15 protein-coding genes are annotated in these 21123 nt (G+C 45.9%); 9 read left to right on the top strand and 6 right to left on the bottom strand.

The window, feature by feature from the left end; translation table 11 throughout:
- Nucleotides 1-912 precede the first annotated feature (912 nt).
- Nucleotides 913-2367, bottom strand: coding sequence for a hypothetical protein (locus ABXJ76_RS08455; protein ID WP_432746007.1), 1455 nt, complete (start codon nucleotides 2365-2367; stop codon nucleotides 913-915).
- Between the two features lie 706 nt (nucleotides 2368-3073).
- Here ABXJ76_RS08455 and ABXJ76_RS08450 point away from each other — a divergent pair.
- The 6 genes from ABXJ76_RS08450 to ABXJ76_RS08425 all read left to right on the top strand — a co-directional run bounded on the left by ABXJ76_RS08450 (nucleotide 3074) and on the right by ABXJ76_RS08425 (nucleotide 12064).
- Nucleotides 3074-5338: an HDOD domain-containing protein gene (locus ABXJ76_RS08450; RefSeq protein ID WP_432746005.1), complete on the top strand. Its 2265-nt coding sequence runs from the start codon at nucleotides 3074-3076 to the stop codon at nucleotides 5336-5338.
- Between the two features lie 394 nt (nucleotides 5339-5732).
- Nucleotides 5733-6746 (top strand): isocitrate/isopropylmalate dehydrogenase family protein, encoded by a 1014-nt coding sequence (locus tag ABXJ76_RS08445; protein WP_432746003.1) that lies wholly within the window; start codon nucleotides 5733-5735, stop codon nucleotides 6744-6746.
- 85 nt (nucleotides 6747-6831) lie between these two features.
- Nucleotides 6832-9492 carry a bifunctional aconitate hydratase 2/2-methylisocitrate dehydratase gene (acnB, locus tag ABXJ76_RS08440; protein WP_432746002.1) on the top strand — a complete coding sequence of 887 codons (2661 nt, stop codon included), beginning with the start codon at nucleotides 6832-6834 and terminating at the stop codon, nucleotides 9490-9492.
- A 217-nt stretch (nucleotides 9493-9709) separates the two neighbouring features.
- Nucleotides 9710-10864, top strand: a complete 1155-nt coding sequence (gene zapE / locus ABXJ76_RS08435) for a cell division protein ZapE (RefSeq protein ID WP_432746000.1) — start codon at nucleotides 9710-9712, stop codon at nucleotides 10862-10864.
- Between the two features lie 160 nt (nucleotides 10865-11024).
- Nucleotides 11025-11396 carry a DUF805 domain-containing protein gene (locus ABXJ76_RS08430; protein ID WP_432745999.1) on the top strand — a complete coding sequence of 124 codons (372 nt, stop codon included), beginning with the start codon at nucleotides 11025-11027 and terminating at the stop codon, nucleotides 11394-11396.
- Nucleotides 11397-11479: 83 nt separating this feature from the next.
- Complete coding sequence (locus ABXJ76_RS08425; RefSeq protein ID WP_432745997.1) at nucleotides 11480-12064, top strand: DUF2780 domain-containing protein; 585 nt, start codon at nucleotides 11480-11482, stop codon at nucleotides 12062-12064.
- Nucleotides 12065-12192: 128 nt separating this feature from the next.
- Here the strand turns inward: ABXJ76_RS08425 and ABXJ76_RS08420 are convergent, their stop codons facing one another.
- From ABXJ76_RS08420 to ABXJ76_RS08405, 4 genes are all read right to left on the bottom strand, one after another.
- Nucleotides 12193-14589 carry a Lon protease family protein gene (locus ABXJ76_RS08420; protein WP_432745995.1) on the bottom strand — a complete coding sequence of 799 codons (2397 nt, stop codon included), beginning with the start codon at nucleotides 14587-14589 and terminating at the stop codon, nucleotides 12193-12195.
- 63 nt (nucleotides 14590-14652) lie between these two features.
- Nucleotides 14653-14988 (bottom strand): RNA-guided endonuclease InsQ/TnpB family protein, encoded by a 336-nt coding sequence (locus ABXJ76_RS08415; RefSeq protein WP_432746476.1) that lies wholly within the window; start codon nucleotides 14986-14988, stop codon nucleotides 14653-14655.
- Nucleotides 14989-15467: 479 nt separating this feature from the next.
- Nucleotides 15468-16856: an L-lactate MFS transporter gene (locus tag ABXJ76_RS08410; RefSeq protein ID WP_432745993.1), complete on the bottom strand. Its 1389-nt coding sequence runs from the start codon at nucleotides 16854-16856 to the stop codon at nucleotides 15468-15470.
- Between the two features lie 74 nt (nucleotides 16857-16930).
- Nucleotides 16931-17695: a helix-turn-helix domain-containing protein gene (locus tag ABXJ76_RS08405; RefSeq protein WP_432745991.1), complete on the bottom strand. Its 765-nt coding sequence runs from the start codon at nucleotides 17693-17695 to the stop codon at nucleotides 16931-16933.
- Between the two features lie 87 nt (nucleotides 17696-17782).
- On the opposite strand from ABXJ76_RS08405, the gene ABXJ76_RS08400 reads away from it, so the two are divergent.
- The 3 genes from ABXJ76_RS08400 to ABXJ76_RS08390 all read left to right on the top strand — a co-directional run bounded on the left by ABXJ76_RS08400 (nucleotide 17783) and on the right by ABXJ76_RS08390 (nucleotide 20623).
- Nucleotides 17783-18865, top strand: a complete 1083-nt coding sequence (locus tag ABXJ76_RS08400; RefSeq protein WP_432745989.1) for a DUF3047 domain-containing protein — start codon at nucleotides 17783-17785, stop codon at nucleotides 18863-18865.
- A 19-nt stretch (nucleotides 18866-18884) separates the two neighbouring features.
- Entirely contained in the window at nucleotides 18885-19406 is a 522-nt protein-coding gene (locus tag ABXJ76_RS08395; RefSeq protein ID WP_432745987.1) for a DUF2380 domain-containing protein, read from the top strand.
- Nucleotides 19407-19492: 86 nt separating this feature from the next.
- Nucleotides 19493-20623, top strand: coding sequence for an aminotransferase class V-fold PLP-dependent enzyme (locus ABXJ76_RS08390; protein WP_432745985.1), 1131 nt, complete (start codon nucleotides 19493-19495; stop codon nucleotides 20621-20623).
- A gap of 60 nt (nucleotides 20624-20683) precedes the next feature.
- On the opposite strand, the gene ABXJ76_RS08385 is transcribed toward ABXJ76_RS08390, so the two are convergent.
- Nucleotides 20684-21019, bottom strand: coding sequence for a nucleotidyltransferase family protein (locus ABXJ76_RS08385; RefSeq protein ID WP_432745983.1), 336 nt, complete (start codon nucleotides 21017-21019; stop codon nucleotides 20684-20686).
- Nucleotides 21020-21123 lie beyond the last annotated feature (104 nt).

Raw genomic sequence — 21123 nt, 5'->3', positions numbered from 1 at the left:
AGTAACAAATCATATGGTTTTTTGAGAATTTACAGCCCTTAACTAGCAAGCAGTTCCATTATTAATAACTGTACGCTTTCAAAGTAAGATGGAAGTAGGGTCATATCCCTTAATAGCAAGCACATCATTATCAAGCCACGGGGTTCCCGAATAAGGCAGCGCAGAAATGCACACGAGGATAATTCAATTGTATTCAGCGGAGACGACGACGTTACCGGTAAAACCTTGTAATTTAATCTTCAGCCTAAGATTCCTGTTTATTACAGCAACACAATCATCAACGCATATCTTGATTTTTTAACAGTCATTTTTATTAATTTGTCTACAACAATATCTAATAAATGTGACGCAATTCAAAATTTATCTATACGTAATATAACGTATACATCGCGACCTGTCAAAGCAGGACATACAAGTGTGTTCCTCATGAACCACATGAAACAAGAGCCTTTTGTGATGAAAAGTATTGAGCTCTATCCGAGCTAGCAGCAATCAATGCTCATCGAGAAAAAAAGTCAACTATGGCAGAGCGTTGAGAAACATCAACCAAACAAGCATCAACTAAAGCCCATGAGGTTGGGTTACAGACGAAAAGTTCAAATACGCGTCGACTTTACGTCGCGTCTTATGTCATCACAAGTTGATATTTTATTGAGTTTCGCTTAACGATACAGCCACCGGGCACCTATGTTCCCCCTGAACTTCTAGGTGTATAAACAAGAGAAAATAATATAAGGCAGCACCTTAAAAAGATTGCAAAGCTAAAGCCGCTCGTCTGAAGCCAGTGACCTTAACTTTATGTTTTTATAATAAAATTTAAGCATAAAAGACAGGGAATGTTGCCTGGTTTTTTAGGGTTATCAGGATTCAGGAAAGACTTTTTTAAGCGCGATGGGAGGGGACCAGACGATTTCACCTTATTTCTTCGTTGGGATTGCCAAAAAAATACGAATAATCGACGGTTTTTAATGTTTTTGGTTTTCTAATGATTTTTACCACAATATTTACTAAAAGATGCCGAGTCTTTTTTATTGTCAATCCAATACCGGCACCTATTAATAACAAAATGATAACGGCAATATACTTTGATAAAGGCGTATGCTCTGATGGCGCTGTTCCTGTAGACAATGAAGGAACCGCACTTGCATTATTGGGTGGAATATTTATGTTTTTTTCAGGCGAATTATTTTGTACGATCGTTTTACTTTCAATTTCATCCATAACAGGATTAATTGATTTACGACGACGTTCCTGAGCACCAATCACTTTATTATTAATCTGATCATACTCAAGCATCAATGGAAATGACGCATACACTGATGGCGCTTCACCTATAGACAACAAAGGTATCACGCTTGCAATGTCTAACACATGCTTATTGCCGTTAATATTATTTTTTTTAGCTACATTATCTTTCGATGTCGTTTTATTTTTATTTTTTGTTTTGTCAAAAACATGGTTGATTAAATATGAATTTTTTAATGACTCACGACTGGTAACTTTTGCTTTAATCACTTTTTTATCACCCTGATTAGGGTGCCCTGCATGACTCGCTTTTAATTTAGGGGACGGTAATTGTTGTTTAGTTAATGTGGTCAAAACAACAATGGTTTTTCCTAAATCGGGCGATTTTTCAGAATTATTGAGTTTAGCAATGAGCTTATCGTAGTCTGACTTAGTATCTAATTTCCAGTTTTTGTCACGCTTTAATAAAGCCACGATTTTCCTTAAATGCTCAAGATCGTTTATCTCAAACCAATATTTTGCTAACTTAATAAGCAGCTTGGGATTATTACCCACTTTAGATTCTATTGCATGTAAACGCACGACTGCTTGTTGTTTATCATGTTCTATTAAGTTATCCAGCAAACCAAATTGATAATCCAACCATATCCTTTGCTGACTTTCAATGAGACTAGGCGAACGCTGGGCGGCGTCAATTTTGTCCATTTCAGCTAAGGCCTCAAGCAACTTATTTTGTTTAGCCAAATAAAGTGCAGCAGCGAAATAGCTATCTGAAGACAGCTTAGTATTAACCAAAAATTGACCAATAAATCGATCCGCATCGGTTTCTCTATGGAGTTGATTCAAAATATTAGCCATTCGGTAGGCCAACCAAGGATTTTGTGTGTTCAAAGAAATCGCTTCGTCAATTTTATAACTAGCTTTTTTAAGATCGTTATTATTCAACGCAGCTTCTGATTCGCTCACAAATAAACTAATTTTTTTTACGGCTAAATCATCCTCGACGACTTTATTTTGTTGTTCTAAAATGTATCTATGCTTCACTGTATCAGCTTGCAGCTGCGAAGCAATCAACATAAAAAAAACACTTAGTAATAAAATAATGAATTTGTTATTACACATTTAGCGCGTCAAAAAATTGTATTTATTTATCGGATTTCACAAAAATACTGTATAAAAAGCATAAACAGCTTTAAACGCATGGTGAAAGTTTAAATTGAAAAAATAATTCACCTGACAGTTTACACTAATAAGCTAGAATCTCACATACTACACAAATGGACTTCCAATTTTCTACTTTCCATGTCTGCTTCTCCATTCAAGTAAGACGTAATTAGATTTAAAAACAATAATATAGAGGTCATTACTGATCTTCTTTATCGTTCTTTTCTGGAAAAACCGGTAAATTTTCCACGCTTTTTGATCAACACAGAAAAATGCACCCACCACTGCGCACAGGACAAAGCCTACTGTACAGCGAGCAGAGGCAACAAGGATTGCAGGCAAATTCAGCTAGACAAACTCAATCGAAAATATAAAGTAATAATGAGACAGTTCCATTTCGCTGCATATGGAAGGTTACCCGCTTAGACTCATACTTTATTGTCCTAAATGAGGTGCCACTATACAGACCCTCTACTGAGAATTATGTTTGGCTATTTCACCAAGTAAAGTTTTTTTGCGTTATTTTGATAGGGTATCTTTCTTCTTGGATTAAGTGGTTAAATGGTTTCATTGATTGCCTTTTTTGTTTTGGCAGACAAAACCATACCAACTATCTCTTTGTAAAAAATGTTACAAATATTCATTAATTCAAGGCGTTATTTCTGTGCACTCCAGACAAAACATTCAACCCTCACCCATTCAAAAATATAGACCAGCTACTCTGTCTGTGGTGCTGGAGAGCAAACCGAAAGACCAAAATCAATTCAATATGCCTCCATCGGTTTATTGCTCCCAATGTAATTCTGCCGCAGTTATGCCCAAATCAGGCCTATGCCTAGACTGTGGACACACAACAGAATTGGATAATCAAAATAGTGTGCCGCTTGACCAACTATTAAGTGAAACTGCTTTTGGGCAAACGGCTATCAAAGAACAACAAGGCCTGCCGGTTATAGAAACCATCTTAACCGAACCCGATTTATATTCAACTCATTGTTATTATTGTAATAATTATACAGTCATGCCCAAATCAGGGCTATGTCTGGCCTGTGGCAAAGTAACAGTCTTTGATAATCAAAATAGTGAACTGTCTGGCGCAACTGCTGCTGGGCAGACAGCTATTGAAGAACAACAAGACATGCGGGTTATTGAAGCAACTGAAGCTGACTCTACGCCTCCTGTTGGATACGATAACCAGACGGAAGTGTCGCTGCTTGTAAATGCCGAGAACACATTAGACGCGATAGCAACTCAACAAACGCTAGCAAATGATTTTGTTGCTGTGACAGATGATAGCCAAACGGCAACTCTATTGCCTGAGAATGCCGGCAACATATCAGATTCGATTGAAGATCAGCGAACGCTAGAGATTATCAATGGACCTGTTGCTGTTGAATACAATAGCGGGACGGATTCAACAGAGGAACACAAAAAAACCTTAAATATTGAACAAACCGTTACCGAATCTAAAGGAAAAACAAATATTGATAAGGCCTTAGACGCAACGGCTAACCAATCTACTACTGGTGATAGCGGTTTGGTTAAGCCTTCTACACCCGAAAATCCCTTTTTGCTACATAAAGGCGATAGCACAAAATCAGATGTCATTGAGTTTTGTAAGGGCGTATTTGATCAGTTAAAAGAAAGATTATTCTCCAATAAAAGCCACTATAAGCCATTAAATATATTGCCTGCATGTAGTCTTGTTGAGGAACATATTTCAATGGATGTCGTACAAAACCTCTTTCCAATCAGAAATTACGACAATGAAAAACTTTTAGCTTTTACATCCGACCTTAAATCTGAAATATGTCCCAAACAAACCACCTTGTTTCATATCGGCGATAAGACTGACTCAGCTCTGTATTTGTTAAAAGGTGTTATTTCTTTATCGGATGAGAACGGAAAAAATTCTGAACTCGTATCTGGAACTGAAGAAGCCAAATTCCCCCTCTCAAGCAGTGCCATACATACAAAAACAGCTATAACTAAAACTGATGTGAGTGTTTTGCGTGTCTCGCAAAAAATAATGTCCAGAAAACATGCACCATTATCACCATTTTCAACACTGGTAATTCCAAATGAGATAACTAAAAATCATCTGATGTCCAGCTTTCTTCATCATTACAATAATGAAGAGCTTAATATACTCTCCTTACCGGATGTTACGGTTAAATTGCGCAACGCCATGCAGAACGATGCCAGCATTACCAAAATCGTAAAAATCATTCAACTTGATCCAGTCATTTCAGCCAAGCTTATCGGCTTAGCCAACAGCCCTTTTTATGTCAGCGCATCCCCCGTAAAAAGCTGCATTGAAGCGGTAAACCGTATTGGTTTAAATGCCACTCGCAGCTTCGTCATTAGCTTAAGCCTCAGTCGAGTTTTCAAAAACAACTCACCACTTGTAATAAAATATGCCGATAAAATCTGGAAACAAAGCATATATATTTCTAAACTCAGTTATATTTTGGCTGCTGTCACCAAACAAGTTAATCCAGAAAAAGCACTACTCGCAGGACTCGTCTGCGACATAGGCGCTATACCTTTTTTAAGTTTTGCCGCCAATCTTCCTAAAGACTATTGCTCTGAATCAGATATCGAACTTATTTTGCCTTATGTTAAAGGCCCGATAGGATATAAGGTTTTAAACGATTGGGGATTTTCTGAGGAATTTCTTAAAATACCGCTCGATTCTGAAAACTGGTATCAAAACAGCAGTGATGAGCTGAATCTAACCGACATAGTTGTACTTTCCCGGTTTCATAGCAGAATAGGAAAGCCGAACACACCTAGATTACCCACTCTCACCTCTATTCCTGCGACCAACAAGTTTAAAAAAAATCCACTTTCTCCCGATCTCTCATTATACGTACTGTATAAAGCCAAGCAGCAAGTTAATGATATTATGAAAGCGTTTACCAGCTAACAGCAACCATGAGGAACATCGAATCGGCGCTTTACTGTACCGAAAAAATCATGTTTTATTCCCCGCTAAGTTCCTTGCAGAAAGTCAGTTAATCTTCAGAACCAAGGCTTCACTTGATTTTGTCGATAACTTAATTTGTCCGAAACACGCATGTTTGCAGTTAAGGCGACAGAAACCAAAAGCACTCCCCCAATTTATAAAAAAAATAGCGCTACGATGAAAAACCACGAAGAACAAGTCACTCAACTTAGCGAGAGGGATGATCATTGGCGGAACTAAACAACTTACCATCCTGTTTTTTAATACGTTTTTCCTGCATATAAGTACTGCAACTGGATAACGGCCGGTCTAAAGCACTATAATAGTGCTGTTTTTTAAACTTATGGAGAAATAAATGCATGTAGTTACGTTGATAAAAGGTGATGGTATCGGCCCATCGATAATGGATGAGGCCGTTAAAATTATTGACGCATCCGGCGTAAAAATTCAGTGGGAAGAAGCCTATGCCGGTTTGGCCGCTTTTGAACAATTCGGCACGCCGCTGCCCGATGAAACCATGGCATCAATAGATAAAACCCGCCTGGTATTTAAAGGCCCGCTGACCACCGTTGTCGGAGCTTCCGGGTTTAGAAGCATTAACGTAGCGTTACGGCAGAAATATGAGTTATATGCCAATGTCCGTCCCGCCAAAAACTGGCCAGGCGTAAAAACCCGCTATGACAATGTCGATATTGTGATCGTCAGGGAAAATACCGAAGGACTCTACGCAGGACTTGAGCATTATCTGACCCCTAAAAAAGACATCGCAGAAAGTCTGGCCGTGGTCACCAGAACCGGTTCGCAACGGGTGATCGACTATGCTTTTAAATACGCACAGGACAACCATCGCAAAAAAGTCACCGTTTGCCATAAAGCCAATATTTTAAAATTCACCCAGGGACTGTTTCTGGATGTCGCCAGGGAAACGGCCGCGCGTTATCCCGACATTCAGTTTGACGAGAAAATCATTGATGCCGCCTGCATGCACATGGTGATGGATCCCTCGCAGTTTGACGTGATCGTTTGTACCAATATGTTCGGCGACATACTATCCGATTTGACCGCAGGTCTGGTGGGTGGTTTGGGCTTGATTCCCGGCGCCAATATCGGTGATGATGCGGCCTTGTTTGAAGCCGTACACGGCAGCGCGCCGGATATCACCGGAAAAAATCTGGCTAACCCTACCGCCGTTATCATGGCTGGCGTGATGATGCTGGATCATATCGGCGAACACGAAGCCGCCGCTAAAATAAAAGCAGCAGTTGAAAAAGTGGTTAATGAAGGCAAGTGTGTTACATCGGATTTAAATCCGCAATCGACATGCGGAACGATCGAAATGGGTAACGCAATTGTTGAGGCGATGAAGTAAAGTAGATAACATCGTTCCCACGGTCTCCGTGGGAACGATAAAGGTGCCGTCTAATCCCGTTTAAACCTTTCCCCAGGAATTCCCCATGCTAGAACAATACCGTAAACACGCAGCAGAACGCGCCGCCGTTGGCATCGTCCCCAAACCGCTGGATGCCGAACAAGTCGCCGCTTTGGTCGAGCTGATCAAACAACCGCCTGCTGGAGACGACTGCATGGATGCAGGAGGTAGAGCAACGCATGGAGCAGTTGCCGAGGAGCAATTCGTACTTGATCTGCTGGCTAACCGCGTTCCTGCCGGTGTTGACGAAGCCGCTTATGTTAAAGCGGGATTTCTGGCGGCTGTTGCCAAAGGCGAAGTCAACTCTCCGATTCTGGATGCGGCACGCGCTACCGAATTACTCGGCACCATGCTGGGCGGTTATAACATCGCGCCGCTAATCGATTTGCTGGATAACGCCACAATGGCTCCGATTGCCGCCAAAGCGCTGTCTCATACCTTGCTGATATTCGATGCTTTCCACGACGTGCAGGAAAAAGCCGATGCAGGCAACCCGTTCGCCAAGCAGGTGCTGAGTGCCTGGGCGGAAGCGGAATGGTTCACCAGCAAACCCAAAGTGCCTGAAAAACTGACGGTGACCGTATTTAAAGTCACCGGCGAAACCAATACCGATGACCTGTCCCCGGCTCCCGATGCCTGGTCGCGTCCGGATATTCCGCTGCATGCACAAGCCATGCTGAAAATGCCGCGCGAGGGCATTAGCAACGCCGAACAGCAAATCGCCGAACTCAAGCAAAAAGGCTTTCCCATTGCTTATGTGGGCGATGTGGTCGGCACCGGTTCTTCGCGCAAATCGGCGACCAATTCGGTGTTATGGTTCATGGGCAATGACATCCCCTACATTCCCAACAAGCGCGAAGGCGGGGTTTGCATCGGCGGAAAAATCGCGCCGATTTTCTTTAACACCATGGAAGATTCTGGCGCCCTGCCCTTTGAGTGCGATGTGACCCACATGGCGATGGGCGATGTGATCGACATTTATCCGTATGCAGGCGAAGTTAAACGCCATGACAATGGCGAACTGATCTGTAAATTCGAACTGAAAACCGATGTCATTCTGGACGAAGTGCGTGCAGGCGGGCGTATTCCGTTAATTATCGGCCGGGGTTTAACAGACCAGGCACGCAAAGCACTGGGGCTTTCGGCATCCACGGTTTTTAGCCGTCCGGTCGACGCTAAAGACAGCGGCCGCCGCGATGGCTCCTGCAATCTTGCGGCATTCCCTCCATCCCTGGAGGTCAAGGGATATACGCTAGCGCAAAAAATGGTCGGCAAGGCCTGCGGCGTTGCTGGCGTTCGTCCCAACACCTATTGCGAACCGCACATGACCACTGTGGGTTCGCAGGACACCACCGGACCCATGACCCGCGACGAATTGAAAGACTTGGCTTGTCTGGGTTTTTCCGCCGACCTGGTGCTGCAATCGTTCTGCCACACGGCGGCTTACCCCAAGCCGATTGACGTCACCATGCAGCATACGCTGCCGGATTTCATTATGAACCGCGGCGGCGTGTCGCTACGTCCCGGCGACGGCATTATTCATTCCTGGTTAAATCGGATGCTGTTGCCGGATACTGTCGGCACCGGCGGCGATTCGCATACCCGCTTTCCTATCGGCATTTCATTTCCCGCCGGTTCAGGACTAGTCGCATTTGCCGCAGCAACCGGCGTGATGCCGCTGGATATGCCCGAATCGGTTTTGGTTAGGTTTAAAGGCGAAATGCAGCCGGGCATTACTCTGCGCGATTTGGTCAATGCGATTCCTTACGTGGCAATACAGCGCGGCTTGCTGACGGTTGAAAAGCAGGGCAAGAAGAACGTATTTTCCGGCCGCATCCTGGAAATCGAAGGCCTGCCGGATTTGAAGGTAGAGCAGGCTTTTGAATTGTCCGATGCGTCGGCGGAGCGTTCTGCCGGCGGTTGTACGGTGCGCCTGAACGAAGCGCCGATCCGCGAGTATTTAAAATCCAATGTCACCCTGCTGCAATGGATGATTGCCGAAGGTTACGGCGATGTGCGCACTATTGAGCGTCGCATTAAAAGCATGGAAGCATGGCTGGCTAATCCGGTATTGCTGGAAGCTGACGCCAATGCCGAATACTTTGAAATCATCGAAATCGATATGACTGAAATCAAGGAGCCGTTGCTGGCCTGCCCCAATGACCCGGATGACGTAAAAACACTGTCCGCTGTGGCCGGGACTAAAATCGACGAAGTGTTTTTGGGTTCGTGCATGACCAATATCGGCCATTTCCGCGCCGCCGGTAAATTACTGGAAAAGCACCAAGGTGAATTGCCGACCCGTTTGTGGGTTGCACCGCCCACCAAAATGGATCAAAGCCAACTAACCGAGGAAGGTTATTACGATACTTTTAACAAAGCCGGCGCGCGTACCGAAATGCCGGGATGTTCGTTATGCATGGGCAATCAGGCGCGGGTCGCCGAAAACGCTACCGTAGTGTCTACATCGACAAGGAACTTCCCCAACCGTCTGGGCGATGGCGCTAATGTGTATTTGTCATCCGCCGAACTGGCGGCAGTGTGCTCGATTCTGGGAAAAATCCCAACTTTTGACGAATATATGCACTATGCCAGCGAAATTAACGAAACCGCCGAGGATACCTATCGTTATTTGAACTTCGACCGGATGGATGGTTATCGGCAAAAGGCTACCGAGGCCGTATAGGATTCTCTCGTTCCCACGCGCTGCGTGGGAATGCAGTGCTGGACGCGCTGCGTCCTGTGCCTATACTGGCTACGTTATCAGGCCGTTGCGCCTAACCCGTGGCGCAGCGCGCCTTAACTGCATTCCCACCCAGCGCGTGGGAACGAGATATGACGAGTTACGTTGTTATCTTTACCTTCGCTACGAAACAAGTACCCCCGTACAGAAAAAAGCAACCATGCTAAAAAAACCCGTTCGACAAACAGTCTCAAAACAGTCCCAAGTAAAACTCGACTTACTCGAACAGCAATACAACGCCCTGGTAGCGCAAGGTAACCTTCAATACGAAGAAAATCAAATCACCGCCCTACATCACCTGCAAACCCTGCTCGACAATCTAAAGGCAGCTGTCGAATACCAACAAAAATCCGCCCTGCATAAACTATTCTTACCCCCACCTGCCAGCTATCAAAGCCTGTACATCTACGGCAACGTAGGTCGCGGCAAATCCATGCTGATGGATTTATTTTTTGATGCCTGCCCCATCAGCCAAAAACGTCGGGTGCATTTCCACGCCTTCATGCTGGAAGTTCATGCCTTCATCCACCAATGGCGGCAACAAAACAGCACCGATGCGATTTCAGCCTTGGCAAAACATATCAGGGAATCGGAACTACTGCTTTGCTTTGACGAGTTTCATGTCTCCGACATCGCCGACGCGATGATTCTGGTGCGGCTGTTCAACAGGCTGTTCGAATTGGGCATTGTTGTCGTGATCACCTCCAACTGTCATCCCAATGAGCTGTATCATGACGGTTTGCAACGGCAATTGTTTCTGCCTTTTGTCCGACTGCTGCAACAAAAAGCCGACGTTATAAAATTGGTTGCAAAGCAGGATTACCGGCTCAGTCATTTACACGCGCTGAAGACGGCTTATTATTATCCGCTGGATGAACAGGCGGCAAAATTCGTACGCCAAAGTTATAATGAATTAACCAATTTTGCCCCGTTGAAACCGGGCATTGTGGAAGTATTGGGCAGAAAGGTGATATTGTCTGCGGTACACGGCAATGTCGCCCTCACCTCCTTTGACGAACTCTGCACGCATGCCTTAGGCCCTGCCGATTACCTGGAAATCGGCAATCTGTTCGACATCGTGATACTCGCTGATATTCCCAAACTGACTATAGAAAAATGCAACGAAGCCAAGCGCTTTGTCACCTTGATCGATGCGCTATACGAGCATAAAGTAAAACTGGTCTGCACCGCCGAAGTACCGGCTCAGGAACTTTATACCGACGGCGAAGGTTTGTTTGAATTTGAACGGACGGTGTCGAGATTAATCGATATGCAGTCGGAAAGTTATTTGCATATTGAACATATCAGTCGTTGATTGCGGCATTAAAGGTTCGCTGTGCAAGAGTTTAGGTTTATTATCACTGTTTGTTGTACGTATTTATCTGACGCCACCTGAATTTATTTTAGAACTTAATGTACGTCCCCCAGGGCGTCCCTATCAAATTCAATAAACGCAATCAAAAATGGAGCAAAAAATGAACTGGTATCTCGACGTTTTAAAAAAATATGCCGTTTTTGACGGAAGAGCGAGGCGGAAGGAATATTGGTTCTTCTTCTTGTTCAACATCATTATCAGTATGATTCTTAGCGCTATCGACGGACTGACAGGCAGTTTTAACCCCGAAACAGGTGTAGGTCTGTTAGGCGGCATTTATACGATTGCAGTCTTAATTCCAAGCATAGCCGTGTCAGTGCGCCGACTCCATGATACTGGCCGTAGCGGCTGGTGGCTACTCATTGGATTGATACCGCTCATCGGCACCATTATCTGTTTTGTCTTTATGGTGCAAGACAGCGAGTCCAGCGAAAATGAATACGGCTCCAACCCAAAGGGTTTCAGAGCATAGAGCCATAGGGCTTAATTACACTGTAAGTTTTATCCGATATTATCGGGCTTTCAAATCAGGCTTCAACTCAACAAGAGAAAACTATGCAGCAAAAAACAATGCTAACGCTATGTGCGTCACTGGCCTTTTCTATAGCGTTGGTCAACAATGCCGATGCCGCAAATTGGAAGGATGTGCTTAATGCTGTCAACAGCAACGTCAATGGTCAGACGAATAATGCAGGCCCAGCATTGCAGCCGGGTCAACAGACTGTTAATGCGGCCCAGCCACTGCCAACCGGCAGTTTGACCGAGTTATTGACACAACGCACCGGCGTAACCGAGGCCCAGGCTCAAGGAGGCGCAGGCGCTTTGTTTCAGGTTGCTAAAAAAACCATGCAGGCAGACTCGTTTTCCCAGCTGGAACAGTCGGTTCCGGGTATGCAAGAAATGCTGGGGGCTGTACCTGCCCAAACGCAGCAGGGCGGTTGGGCGGGAAAATTATCTTCAATAACAGGGGCTTCAGGTGGAACGGCGGGGAATTTGCTTTCTGTGGTTTCCTCTTTTCAGCAGCAGGGCATGTCGCCTCAGATGGTGCAACAATTTATTCCGGTGGTGATCGATTATGTCAAAGCCCGCGGCAATGACACTTTAGCAAATACCTTAAGCTCTGCATTAATCGGGCGTTGAGTAGGCTGGGTTAGCCGCTTACGTCGGGACCAGGACGTCTGTGTTAACGCTTTTCAGGCTAACCTTCATAGCGGCAATGTGTTAGGTTGGGTTGGGGAAAAATGCAACTCAACCTACTCAACTACCGTCTAATCTTCGGATTTAGCACTAAACTCCTTTTTGATCTTGGTAAATTGCAACAGCTGGGCTTCAACTTGACCGTTAAATGATTTTGGCAGATAGGTACCTTGTTGCTCGTTGACCGCCCCTGCTTCCATTCCTGTCAGTAACTCAATTGCATCATCTACGGTTTTTACCGCATAGATATTGAATTGACCGGATTGAGCGGCATGAACCACATCCCAGCGTAGCATTAAATGTTTAATGTTGGTGGCGGGAATGATAACGCCCTGAGTACCGGTTAGTCCTTTTTTAGCGCAAATATCGAAGAACCCTTCAATTTTTTCATTAACTCCGCCTATCGGCTGCACATTCCCCAGTTGATTGACCGAGCCGGTGATAGCAAGATCCTGCCGTAACGGAATTTGGGCAATCGACGATAAAATGGCGCAAAGCTCAGCCAATGAAGCACTGTCGCCCTCAATGTGCCCATAGGATTGTTCAAATACCAAACTGGCCGAGATCGAGAATGGCGTTTTCCGGGAATACCGGGCGGCAATAAAACTCGATAATATCAATACGCCTTTTGAATGAATGGCACCGCCCAATTCAGTTTCACGCTCAATATCCACCACTTTTCCGTTACCTAAACGGGTGGTTGCGGTGATTCTGGCCGGTTGCCCAAAGCTAAACTCACCCAGCTGCAATACCGAAAGACCGTTGACTTGGCCGGTAACCTTACCTTCTGTGTCAACTAATACCGTACCACGGTGTATATGCTCATACAGCTTTTCCCTGAGTTTATCCAATCGGTGAATTTTATGGTCAATCGCCTGCTGCACATCGCTGTTGGTAATATGCTCGTGACCATTATTTTCCGCCCAATAGTCCGATTCCGTCAGCAAGTCGGTAATACTGCGCAGATGGGTTAACAGCTTTTCTGCATCACCGGCCATTCTGGAACTGTGCTCTATAACCCTGGCGACTGCGTTTTGGCTCAACGGCCGTAACTTCTCTCGACGGGCGATAGTCGCCAGTAAACGGGCATAGTCAGAGCTACCATCGTTTCTGGAAACCGATTCGTCAAAATCGGCTGCGATTTTAAACAGATCGTGGAACTCCGGATCATATTGGCATAACAAATAATAAATCAGCGGCTCACCCAGCAGGATGAGCTTTACATTAAGCGGTATGGGTTCCGGTTCCAGCGATGAGGCGCTGATTAGACTTAGCGCCCGTTCCAGCGATTCAATACGGATTTCGCCAGATTGCAGGGTTCTTTTTAGCGTTTCCCAGGCATACGGTTGAAACAGCAGTTTTCTGGCATCGATAATCAGGTAACCGCCATTGGCTTTATGCAGTGCGCCGGGTTTGATCATGGTGAAATCGGTGACGAGCGAACCCATGTAAGCCTGATGATCGATACGACCGACGAGATTACTGTAATTCGGATGATCTTCGTAAATAACCGGAGCCGATTTCTTGTTGCTGAAATCCACCATCAGGTTAACGTTATAACGTTTAAACGGATTAGTTTCCTGCGACATTTCCATAAAAGGAAAAACTTTTTCGCTGTGCGGAAGAAAATCCAGGACATGCTCAATAATATCTTTTTGAACATCATTAAGATACCTAAGAACTGCCTCCTGTTTGGCGTATTTTTCGATCAGTTCGTCTATAGAATGATTGACAGCCAACTCGGCAACTTCGCGGTTGAGCGCTTGCAGTTTGCGTTTTGTTTCCTTACGCCAGATAGGAAAGTTTTTTATTAATTTTGCCAAGCGTTCTTGCAAGTCGAAAATAGTTTTCTGAATTTCATGCTGCTTGTCTTTATCGAACTTATTAAACTGCTCGGGGCTGATAATTTCGTTATTTTCATCGGCAGGGGAAAAGGCGTAACCGGTTGCCGTTTCTGTCAGAATAATATGCGCATTGGCTGCCTCTTCACGTAAGCGACTAAGTTCATTTATTTCCCGTTGCCGCGACTCACTTTCAAGTTCACCCGTTCTTGAACGGTATTCGTCACCGTCAAACGCCGCGGATATGGCGATACTCAGCTCGTCAATCAACTGCGCCATATCCTGCTGAAAAATTTTACCGTGCCCCGGCATAAATTTAATCGCCGCAGGTTTAGCCGACTGACTAAAATTATTGACATAACACCAGTCCGAAGGAATATCTTGCCGACTGGCTTCATGTTCAACCAACTGTCGAACCGTGGTCAATTTACCGGTGCCTGAGGGTGCCATCGCGAAGATGTTGTAGCCGTTTTTATGCATACGGATGCCTAATTTGACGGCTTCCACAGCGCGTTGTTGGCCGACGGCAATATCAATATCCTCAAGTTCCTCGGTGGAGCTGAATTTTAATTGTTCAACATTGCATGGCTTATAAAGTTGCGAAGGATCTAACGGTGCATTTTTCATTATTATATAACCCTGTATGGAAAATTCAGTTCATTAATGGGTAGCTTGACATCCTCCCCCGACCTAAAGGACGGGGATTCCTACCGCTAGACGCTTATGCCCAAGCGCTAGAATGTTCTTTGCCGCATTAATATCTCTATCATGCGTGGTGCCACACTCAGCACAAGTCGATTCTCTTATTCCAAGTCCTGCTCTACCTTTCAGACTACTGGCGCTTATACAGCCGCAGCACGAACAGGCTTGGGTAGTGTACGACTCGTTGACCTCTATAAACACGCCTTGCGTCGCTATCGACTTATATTCAAGTTGTGTTTTCAGCATCGCCCAGCTTGCATCTAAAACGGATTTTGCCATTTTAGTTTTTGCAAGGCCGGACGCGCTGACATTGCCAACGACGATTAAACGGTTTTCTTTAACCAGCTTATTGCTGAATTTATGGATCGCATCCTTGCGTCACTTCTTAATCTTGGCGTGAATCGCTTTAACACGCTTTTTATCCTTAGCCCGTTGCGCTTGGCTTCGCTGTTGCGGTAGCAATCTTGACGCGCTAAGGTATATTCACTGGAACAGGTGGAAGTGGTATTTAGCCCCAGGTCAATACCGTAGTGATTATTTAGGAAAGATGCCTAGTAAAAATAACGATCAATTTTTAAAAAAAATTTTAAACTATCGGCAGCTGAGAACTCTGCAAACAGCAATAAAATCGATATTTTGATAATAACCGCTATTCAACCGTATTTCCAGAATATTGTTACACTCAATGTCAATGGCCAACAGCGTTGAGCCATCAACACATAGACAGGGTAAGCCTTGCTGAAGTTCTCAACTAGAGAGCCACACGCGGTTCTCGGGGCCGGTAGAATCAAGAGACTCTTCGGCTACGGTGCATCATACTCATCACGCACTTCATCATGCTTGAGATGATGTTTCTCATCGACCGCCTTGATCGCCAGATTACAAAAAAATCCCACCACCAATAACCCAGCCATGATCTGCATGGTCATGTTATAGGCGTCGGCTTTAGGCACACCCTGCGCAATCTGGCTTTCCCGGAGATAATTCACCAGAACCGGCCCTGCAACCCCCGCCGTGGCCCAGGCAGTTAACAATCGGCCATGAATAGCGCCGACGTATTTTGTGCCGAAAATATCGGCCAAATAAGCCGGTATGGTTGAAAATCCACCGCCGTACATGCTCATAATTACCGCGTAACAGCCCATAAACAGCATCACATTATTCATTCGTCCGGTATAAGGCACAATGGAATAAAGTACGCAGCCCAGCATGAAAAAGGTGAAATAAACGTTTTTTCTGCCCAGATAATCGGAAAGGGTAGACCAGAAAAACCGCCCGCCCATGTTGAAGAAACTGAGCGTGCCAACAAACGCGGCGGCTTTTTCGGGCGTAATCTGATCCTTGAACATCTCCTGGCTCATCGCAGAAGCCTGACCCAGCACACCGATTCCGGCTGTCACATTCAGGCATAACACCATCCACAACAGATAAAACTGCGGTGTTTTAAGCACCTGCTCAACGTGCACATGCTTGTCCGTTATCAACTTGCTTTTACGCATATCCGGCTGAAAATTTACCGGTAACCAACCCTCTTCCGGCAAACGAATACTGAAAGCGCCAATCATCATAAAAACCAGGTAAATCCCGCCCATGGTCATAAAAGTCTCGGCAACTCCAACCGAGGTCCCCGACGAGAAATGCTTCATCAACAGCACGCTTAACGGCGCGCCTATCATTGCGCCGCCGCCAAAACCCATAATGGCCAAGCCGGTCGCCATGCCGCGCCGGTCAGGAAACCATTTGATCAATGTCGACACCGGCGACACATAGCCCAGCCCCAAACCGATACCGCCCAAAACGCCGTAACCCAGATACAGCAGCCAGATTGAATGCAGCTCTACGCCAGCCGCCGCAATAAAAAAGCCGCCGCTAAAGCAAAGCGCCGAGCAAAACATGGTGACACGCGGCCCGACTTTCTCCAGCCATTTTCCGGCGAATGCAGCCGACAGCCCTAAAAATACGATAGCCAGGCTGAATATCCAGCCCAATGTGGTCAGTTTCCAGTCTTCCGGCAACGATTGAGTCACGCCCAGCACCTTGGTCAACGGCAGATTAAAAACACTGAATGCGTAAACCTGACCGATACACAGATGCACCGCCAACGCAGCCGGAGCCACCAGCCAGCGGTTAAAACCGGGTTTCGCAATAATTCTGTCTTTTGATAAAATGGATGAAGCTAACCACGCGGACATAACACTTTGTTCCTGTTGTTTATTATTATAATTAAGTGGGTATTATCGCCGAATAATCCCGATAAGTTGAGCGCTTAAACCTCAAAACGATTAATGCCCCGGAATACATAAGCCGGATTTATGCCGAAGTTATCGCGAAAGCTGTGACTGAAATGGGTCGCATCGGCAAACCCGGCATCCAGCGCGGCTATGGTCATATTATCAACGGCATTTAAACTTTCCAACGCTAAAAACAGCCGCTTCCATGTCCTGAAACGCCGATATGGGACATCGGTATGCTGTTTAAACAGATGCAAAAATCGGGACGGTGAAAGATCGGCCCTATCCGCCAAATATTCTTGCGAAAAATTGCAATCCGGCTCGTCGCAGATCAGGTCGATAGCGGTCTGTATGCGCGGATCGAGCACTAAATTCAACTCTCCATCACAGCGCAACAAGTCGTCCAGACAGCTTTCAATAACAGTTTTATCAGGATCCATTTCATACATCCAGCGCAGTTCATCGATCAGTTCGTCATCCTGAAATAATGCCGACGATTGCTCAGGGCAAGCAAACCGGCGCTTGAAATACAGATAGTCGGAACTGTCCCTTTCGATAAATAACTTGCCGTGGATGCCGCCTTCAAAATCAAGTTCATGCGGGGTATCGGCAGGCACAATCGCACAGCGGCAGCTTTGCCATGCACCGTTAGCAATTTTTATCCTGAAAGGCCGGTAGATGCCCACATGCAACACCACCGTTGCATAAGCGTGCACATCCAATTTTACCGACGGGCCGAAATAAAGCGACCGACCTCGCCAGATAAACAAGCGCATATATGCAGGATAAAGTTTTAACATAGCCAGTTCATACAAGATTTTAGTGTGGTTATCTGATTATAATCCTTCCAGCTGATTTTTATGAGCCTTACCAACAAGGGACACACCATGGATATTATTGAATTTAAATCGCGCTTTACCCAATTGCTGGGCAATATCGCTAAGGATATTATTTACGAGCATCGCTTTTTTGATCTTCCATCCGACCAGAAGCCCTGGCTAGATACCGGCCTTGATATTGAAGCGGGCGATAGCTTTACTTCTTTCACAGCCGGGCTAACCCGGTTTAAAGACCTGCCCATAACCCTGGAACCCAATTTTCAGCTGTGGTTTCGTATCGGTAAGGGCGGCGAGATATTCCGTGGCACCCGTGACAGCCATAGCTTTACCGTAGAGCAACCGGGACGGCTTTATCTGGCCAGCTATTTTCCGGGGGAATGGTCTAGCAAAACCGGAGAACTGGTAACTCCTGATGAAGTGTACGATATGGTCACCGGCAATCTGGCCGTGCTGCTTATCCGCTGGCAGGTCGATACGTTGGATGGCTTAAAAAACCTTGCCGAATACGGCGACGCAAACAACCTGATCGCAATGGAAATCGACCGGCTGGTTTCGCCGGTTATTACGCCGGAAGGCTGGGATTATCTATGGTTCACCGGGCCTGCGGAAGTTTATCAGTCCCGTGCAGTGCCGGTGAAAGAATCGGCAATCTGCTGTCATACGCACAATGACACAGGCCTGTTGCAAAAGTCGGTTTTCCTGCCCTTTAAACCGAATACCCGTTTGCGTTGGTCATGGAAAATAGATGTTTTGCCCTCATCAGTGCGGGAAGACACCCTGCCCACCCACGACTATTTAAGCATCGCGGTCGAATTCGATAACGGCCAGGACATCACCTATTACTGGAGCGCCGAACTGCCGCCCGAAACGGTCTATCGATGCCCGATACCGACCTGGACTCACCGCGAGACCCATGTCGTGATCCGTTCCGGTCAGCAAGGATTAGGCGAATGGCTTAATGAAGAGCGGGACGTTTATCAGGACTACATCAACGCCATAGGCGAGCCACTGCCGGGCAACATCGTTAAAGTCTGGCTGATTGCCGTCAGTCTTTTTCAGCATAAAGAAGGCGTGTGCCAATACGCAGACATCAGCTTCCTGAGCGATGATCGCGTGGTGCCGGTGCAATAATTTTAACGGGGAAAATACCATGAAACTTATTGGCTTAATACTGTTTGTTTATCTGGCTTTTAGTCATCCGGTGAATGCAGCTCCCCGCATAGCCGTTTTAAACTTTGAGTTACATGACATCACTTCATTACCGAATGTACCGGAGGAATTGACCCGCACCGCCTCCATGAAACCCTTGCTTGAGCAGGCTATCAGCAAACTTGGCGATTTTGAAATTGTTCAAGTGAGCGTCAACGACCAGAATGCCGCAACCGCCGGTGTGGGCTATCTGTTCAATTTTAATGACGTTGCCGCCAAACTGGGCAAGCAGTCCGGCGCGGACTGGATAGTCGTTGGCATACATAGCAAACCCAGTTTTTTGTTTTCGTATTTAATGGCGCACTTGGTCAATGTAAAGACCCAAAACCTCGCAGGAGACTTTCCCATTGAACTCAAAGGCACGCATCAAAAAGTGACTCAGCGAGGCATTAACGCACTTGCAAAAAAGCTGACTGCACGTATTATGCAGTTTTCCGATTCGTCGTCTAAAACCGCTCCCTAAACAGTTTGTAGGTTATGGGTGAACTTGCAAACTCCAACGTTTGCGATTAGATTGCCGTCATCCTAACCACCATGATGATTGAAACTATGAAACACCCCGAATTCCCCCTAACCGACGCATTAATTTATCTTAACCATGCCGCTGTAGGACCCTGGCCTAAAAGAACCGGCGCGGCGGTAATCAAGTTTGCAGAACAAAACACCCGTTACGGCTCACACTTTTATCCAGACTGGCTGAACAAGGAAGCCGAATTACGCACACAATTGCAGATTTTATTAAATGCTCCCTCCGCTGACGATATTGCGCTGGTTAAAAACACCTCGGAAGCCCTGTCCTTTGTCGCCTACGGTTTAACGTGGCAGGCCGGCGACAACATTGTGTCCAGCAATGAAGAATTCCCCTCCAACAGATTGCCTTGGGAATCCTTGGCCGATCAGGGTGTGGAATTTCGTCAGGCTGATTTACACAGCGCTGACACACCTGAGGATGCTTTATTTGCGCTGGTAGACGACAACACGCGATTATTGACCATCAGTTCCATACAATTTGCCTCGGGGCTGCGTATGGACTTGGAAAGAATCGGCGAATTCTGCAAGCGGCGCGGCATTTTATTTTGTATTGACGCTATCCAGAGTCTGGGTGCGGTACAGTTTGATGTGCAGGCTTATCAGGCAGATTTTGTCATGGCCGACGGTCATAAGTGGATGTTCGGCCCTGAAGGTTTGGGCGTTTTTTACACCACGCCCAAGGCCAGGGACAAGCTAAAGCTGACCCAATACGGCTGGCACATGATGAAAGACATCCATAATTATGAAAACCAACCGTGGGAAGTTCACCCCACTGCCCGTCGTTTTGAATGCGGCAGCCCCAATATGCTGGGCATCCATGCTTTTTCCGCCAGTTTGTCTTTATTGCTGGAAAAAGGCATGGCTGCGGTCGAAGCGCTGGTTTTAGAAAAATCCGATTATTTAAAGGATGCCATTGATAAAAACGGACAGTTGGTTTTATTGTCGGCGAAGCAAAGTCGGCTGAAATCCGGCATTGTTATCTTTAAACACCGGACGGTTGCAAACGAGGTGTTATATAAATATTTGCAGGACAACGGCGTGGTTTGCGCCTTGCGCGGCGGCGGCATACGATTTTCGCCGCATTTTTATAATACGCTTGAGGAAATTGACCGGGCGCTGGGGCTAATTTCAAGCGTAGACCGTATGTAGCTTACGAAATACGGGGTGATCTGAGCAACGAAGCCCTGGATTCCGCAAGCTCCATCCAGGCTACTCGCTCCGGTGCCGCAGCAGTAAAGATAAACCGATCTTTCCTAGAGGAACAGCTTCTTGCAAAATCTGCTGACGCAAATGCTTGTTCAATGCCCGCTCGCTGACTATCTCGACCTTGCGACCCAGTGCGGTCGATAACGCATCAATCAGGCCGACCTGATCCAAAAGCGTTGTGCCGGGTAAAAAATCGACCAATAAATCAATATCGCTGTCTTCGCGTTCTTCGCCGCGAATAACCGAGCCAAACACGCGGACGTTGACGGCGTGGTAATGTTTGGCAATATCCAGAATGCTGGCCTTTTGCTGCTGTAGGATTTCATATAATTCAGTCACGTTAATATCTTCTCACCGCCGAACAGGGCATATTGCCGCGTCCAAAATATTTTGCGTTGGTTAACTGTAGCCATTTAAATCAAACATTGTAAAAACGTTAGGGA

The organism is Methylobacter arcticus, from assembly GCF_050917435.1.
GTDB classification, from domain to species: Bacteria; Pseudomonadota; Gammaproteobacteria; order Methylococcales; family Methylomonadaceae; genus Methylobacter_A; species Methylobacter_A titanis.
This window is presented reverse-complemented; position numbering and strand designations above follow the sequence as displayed.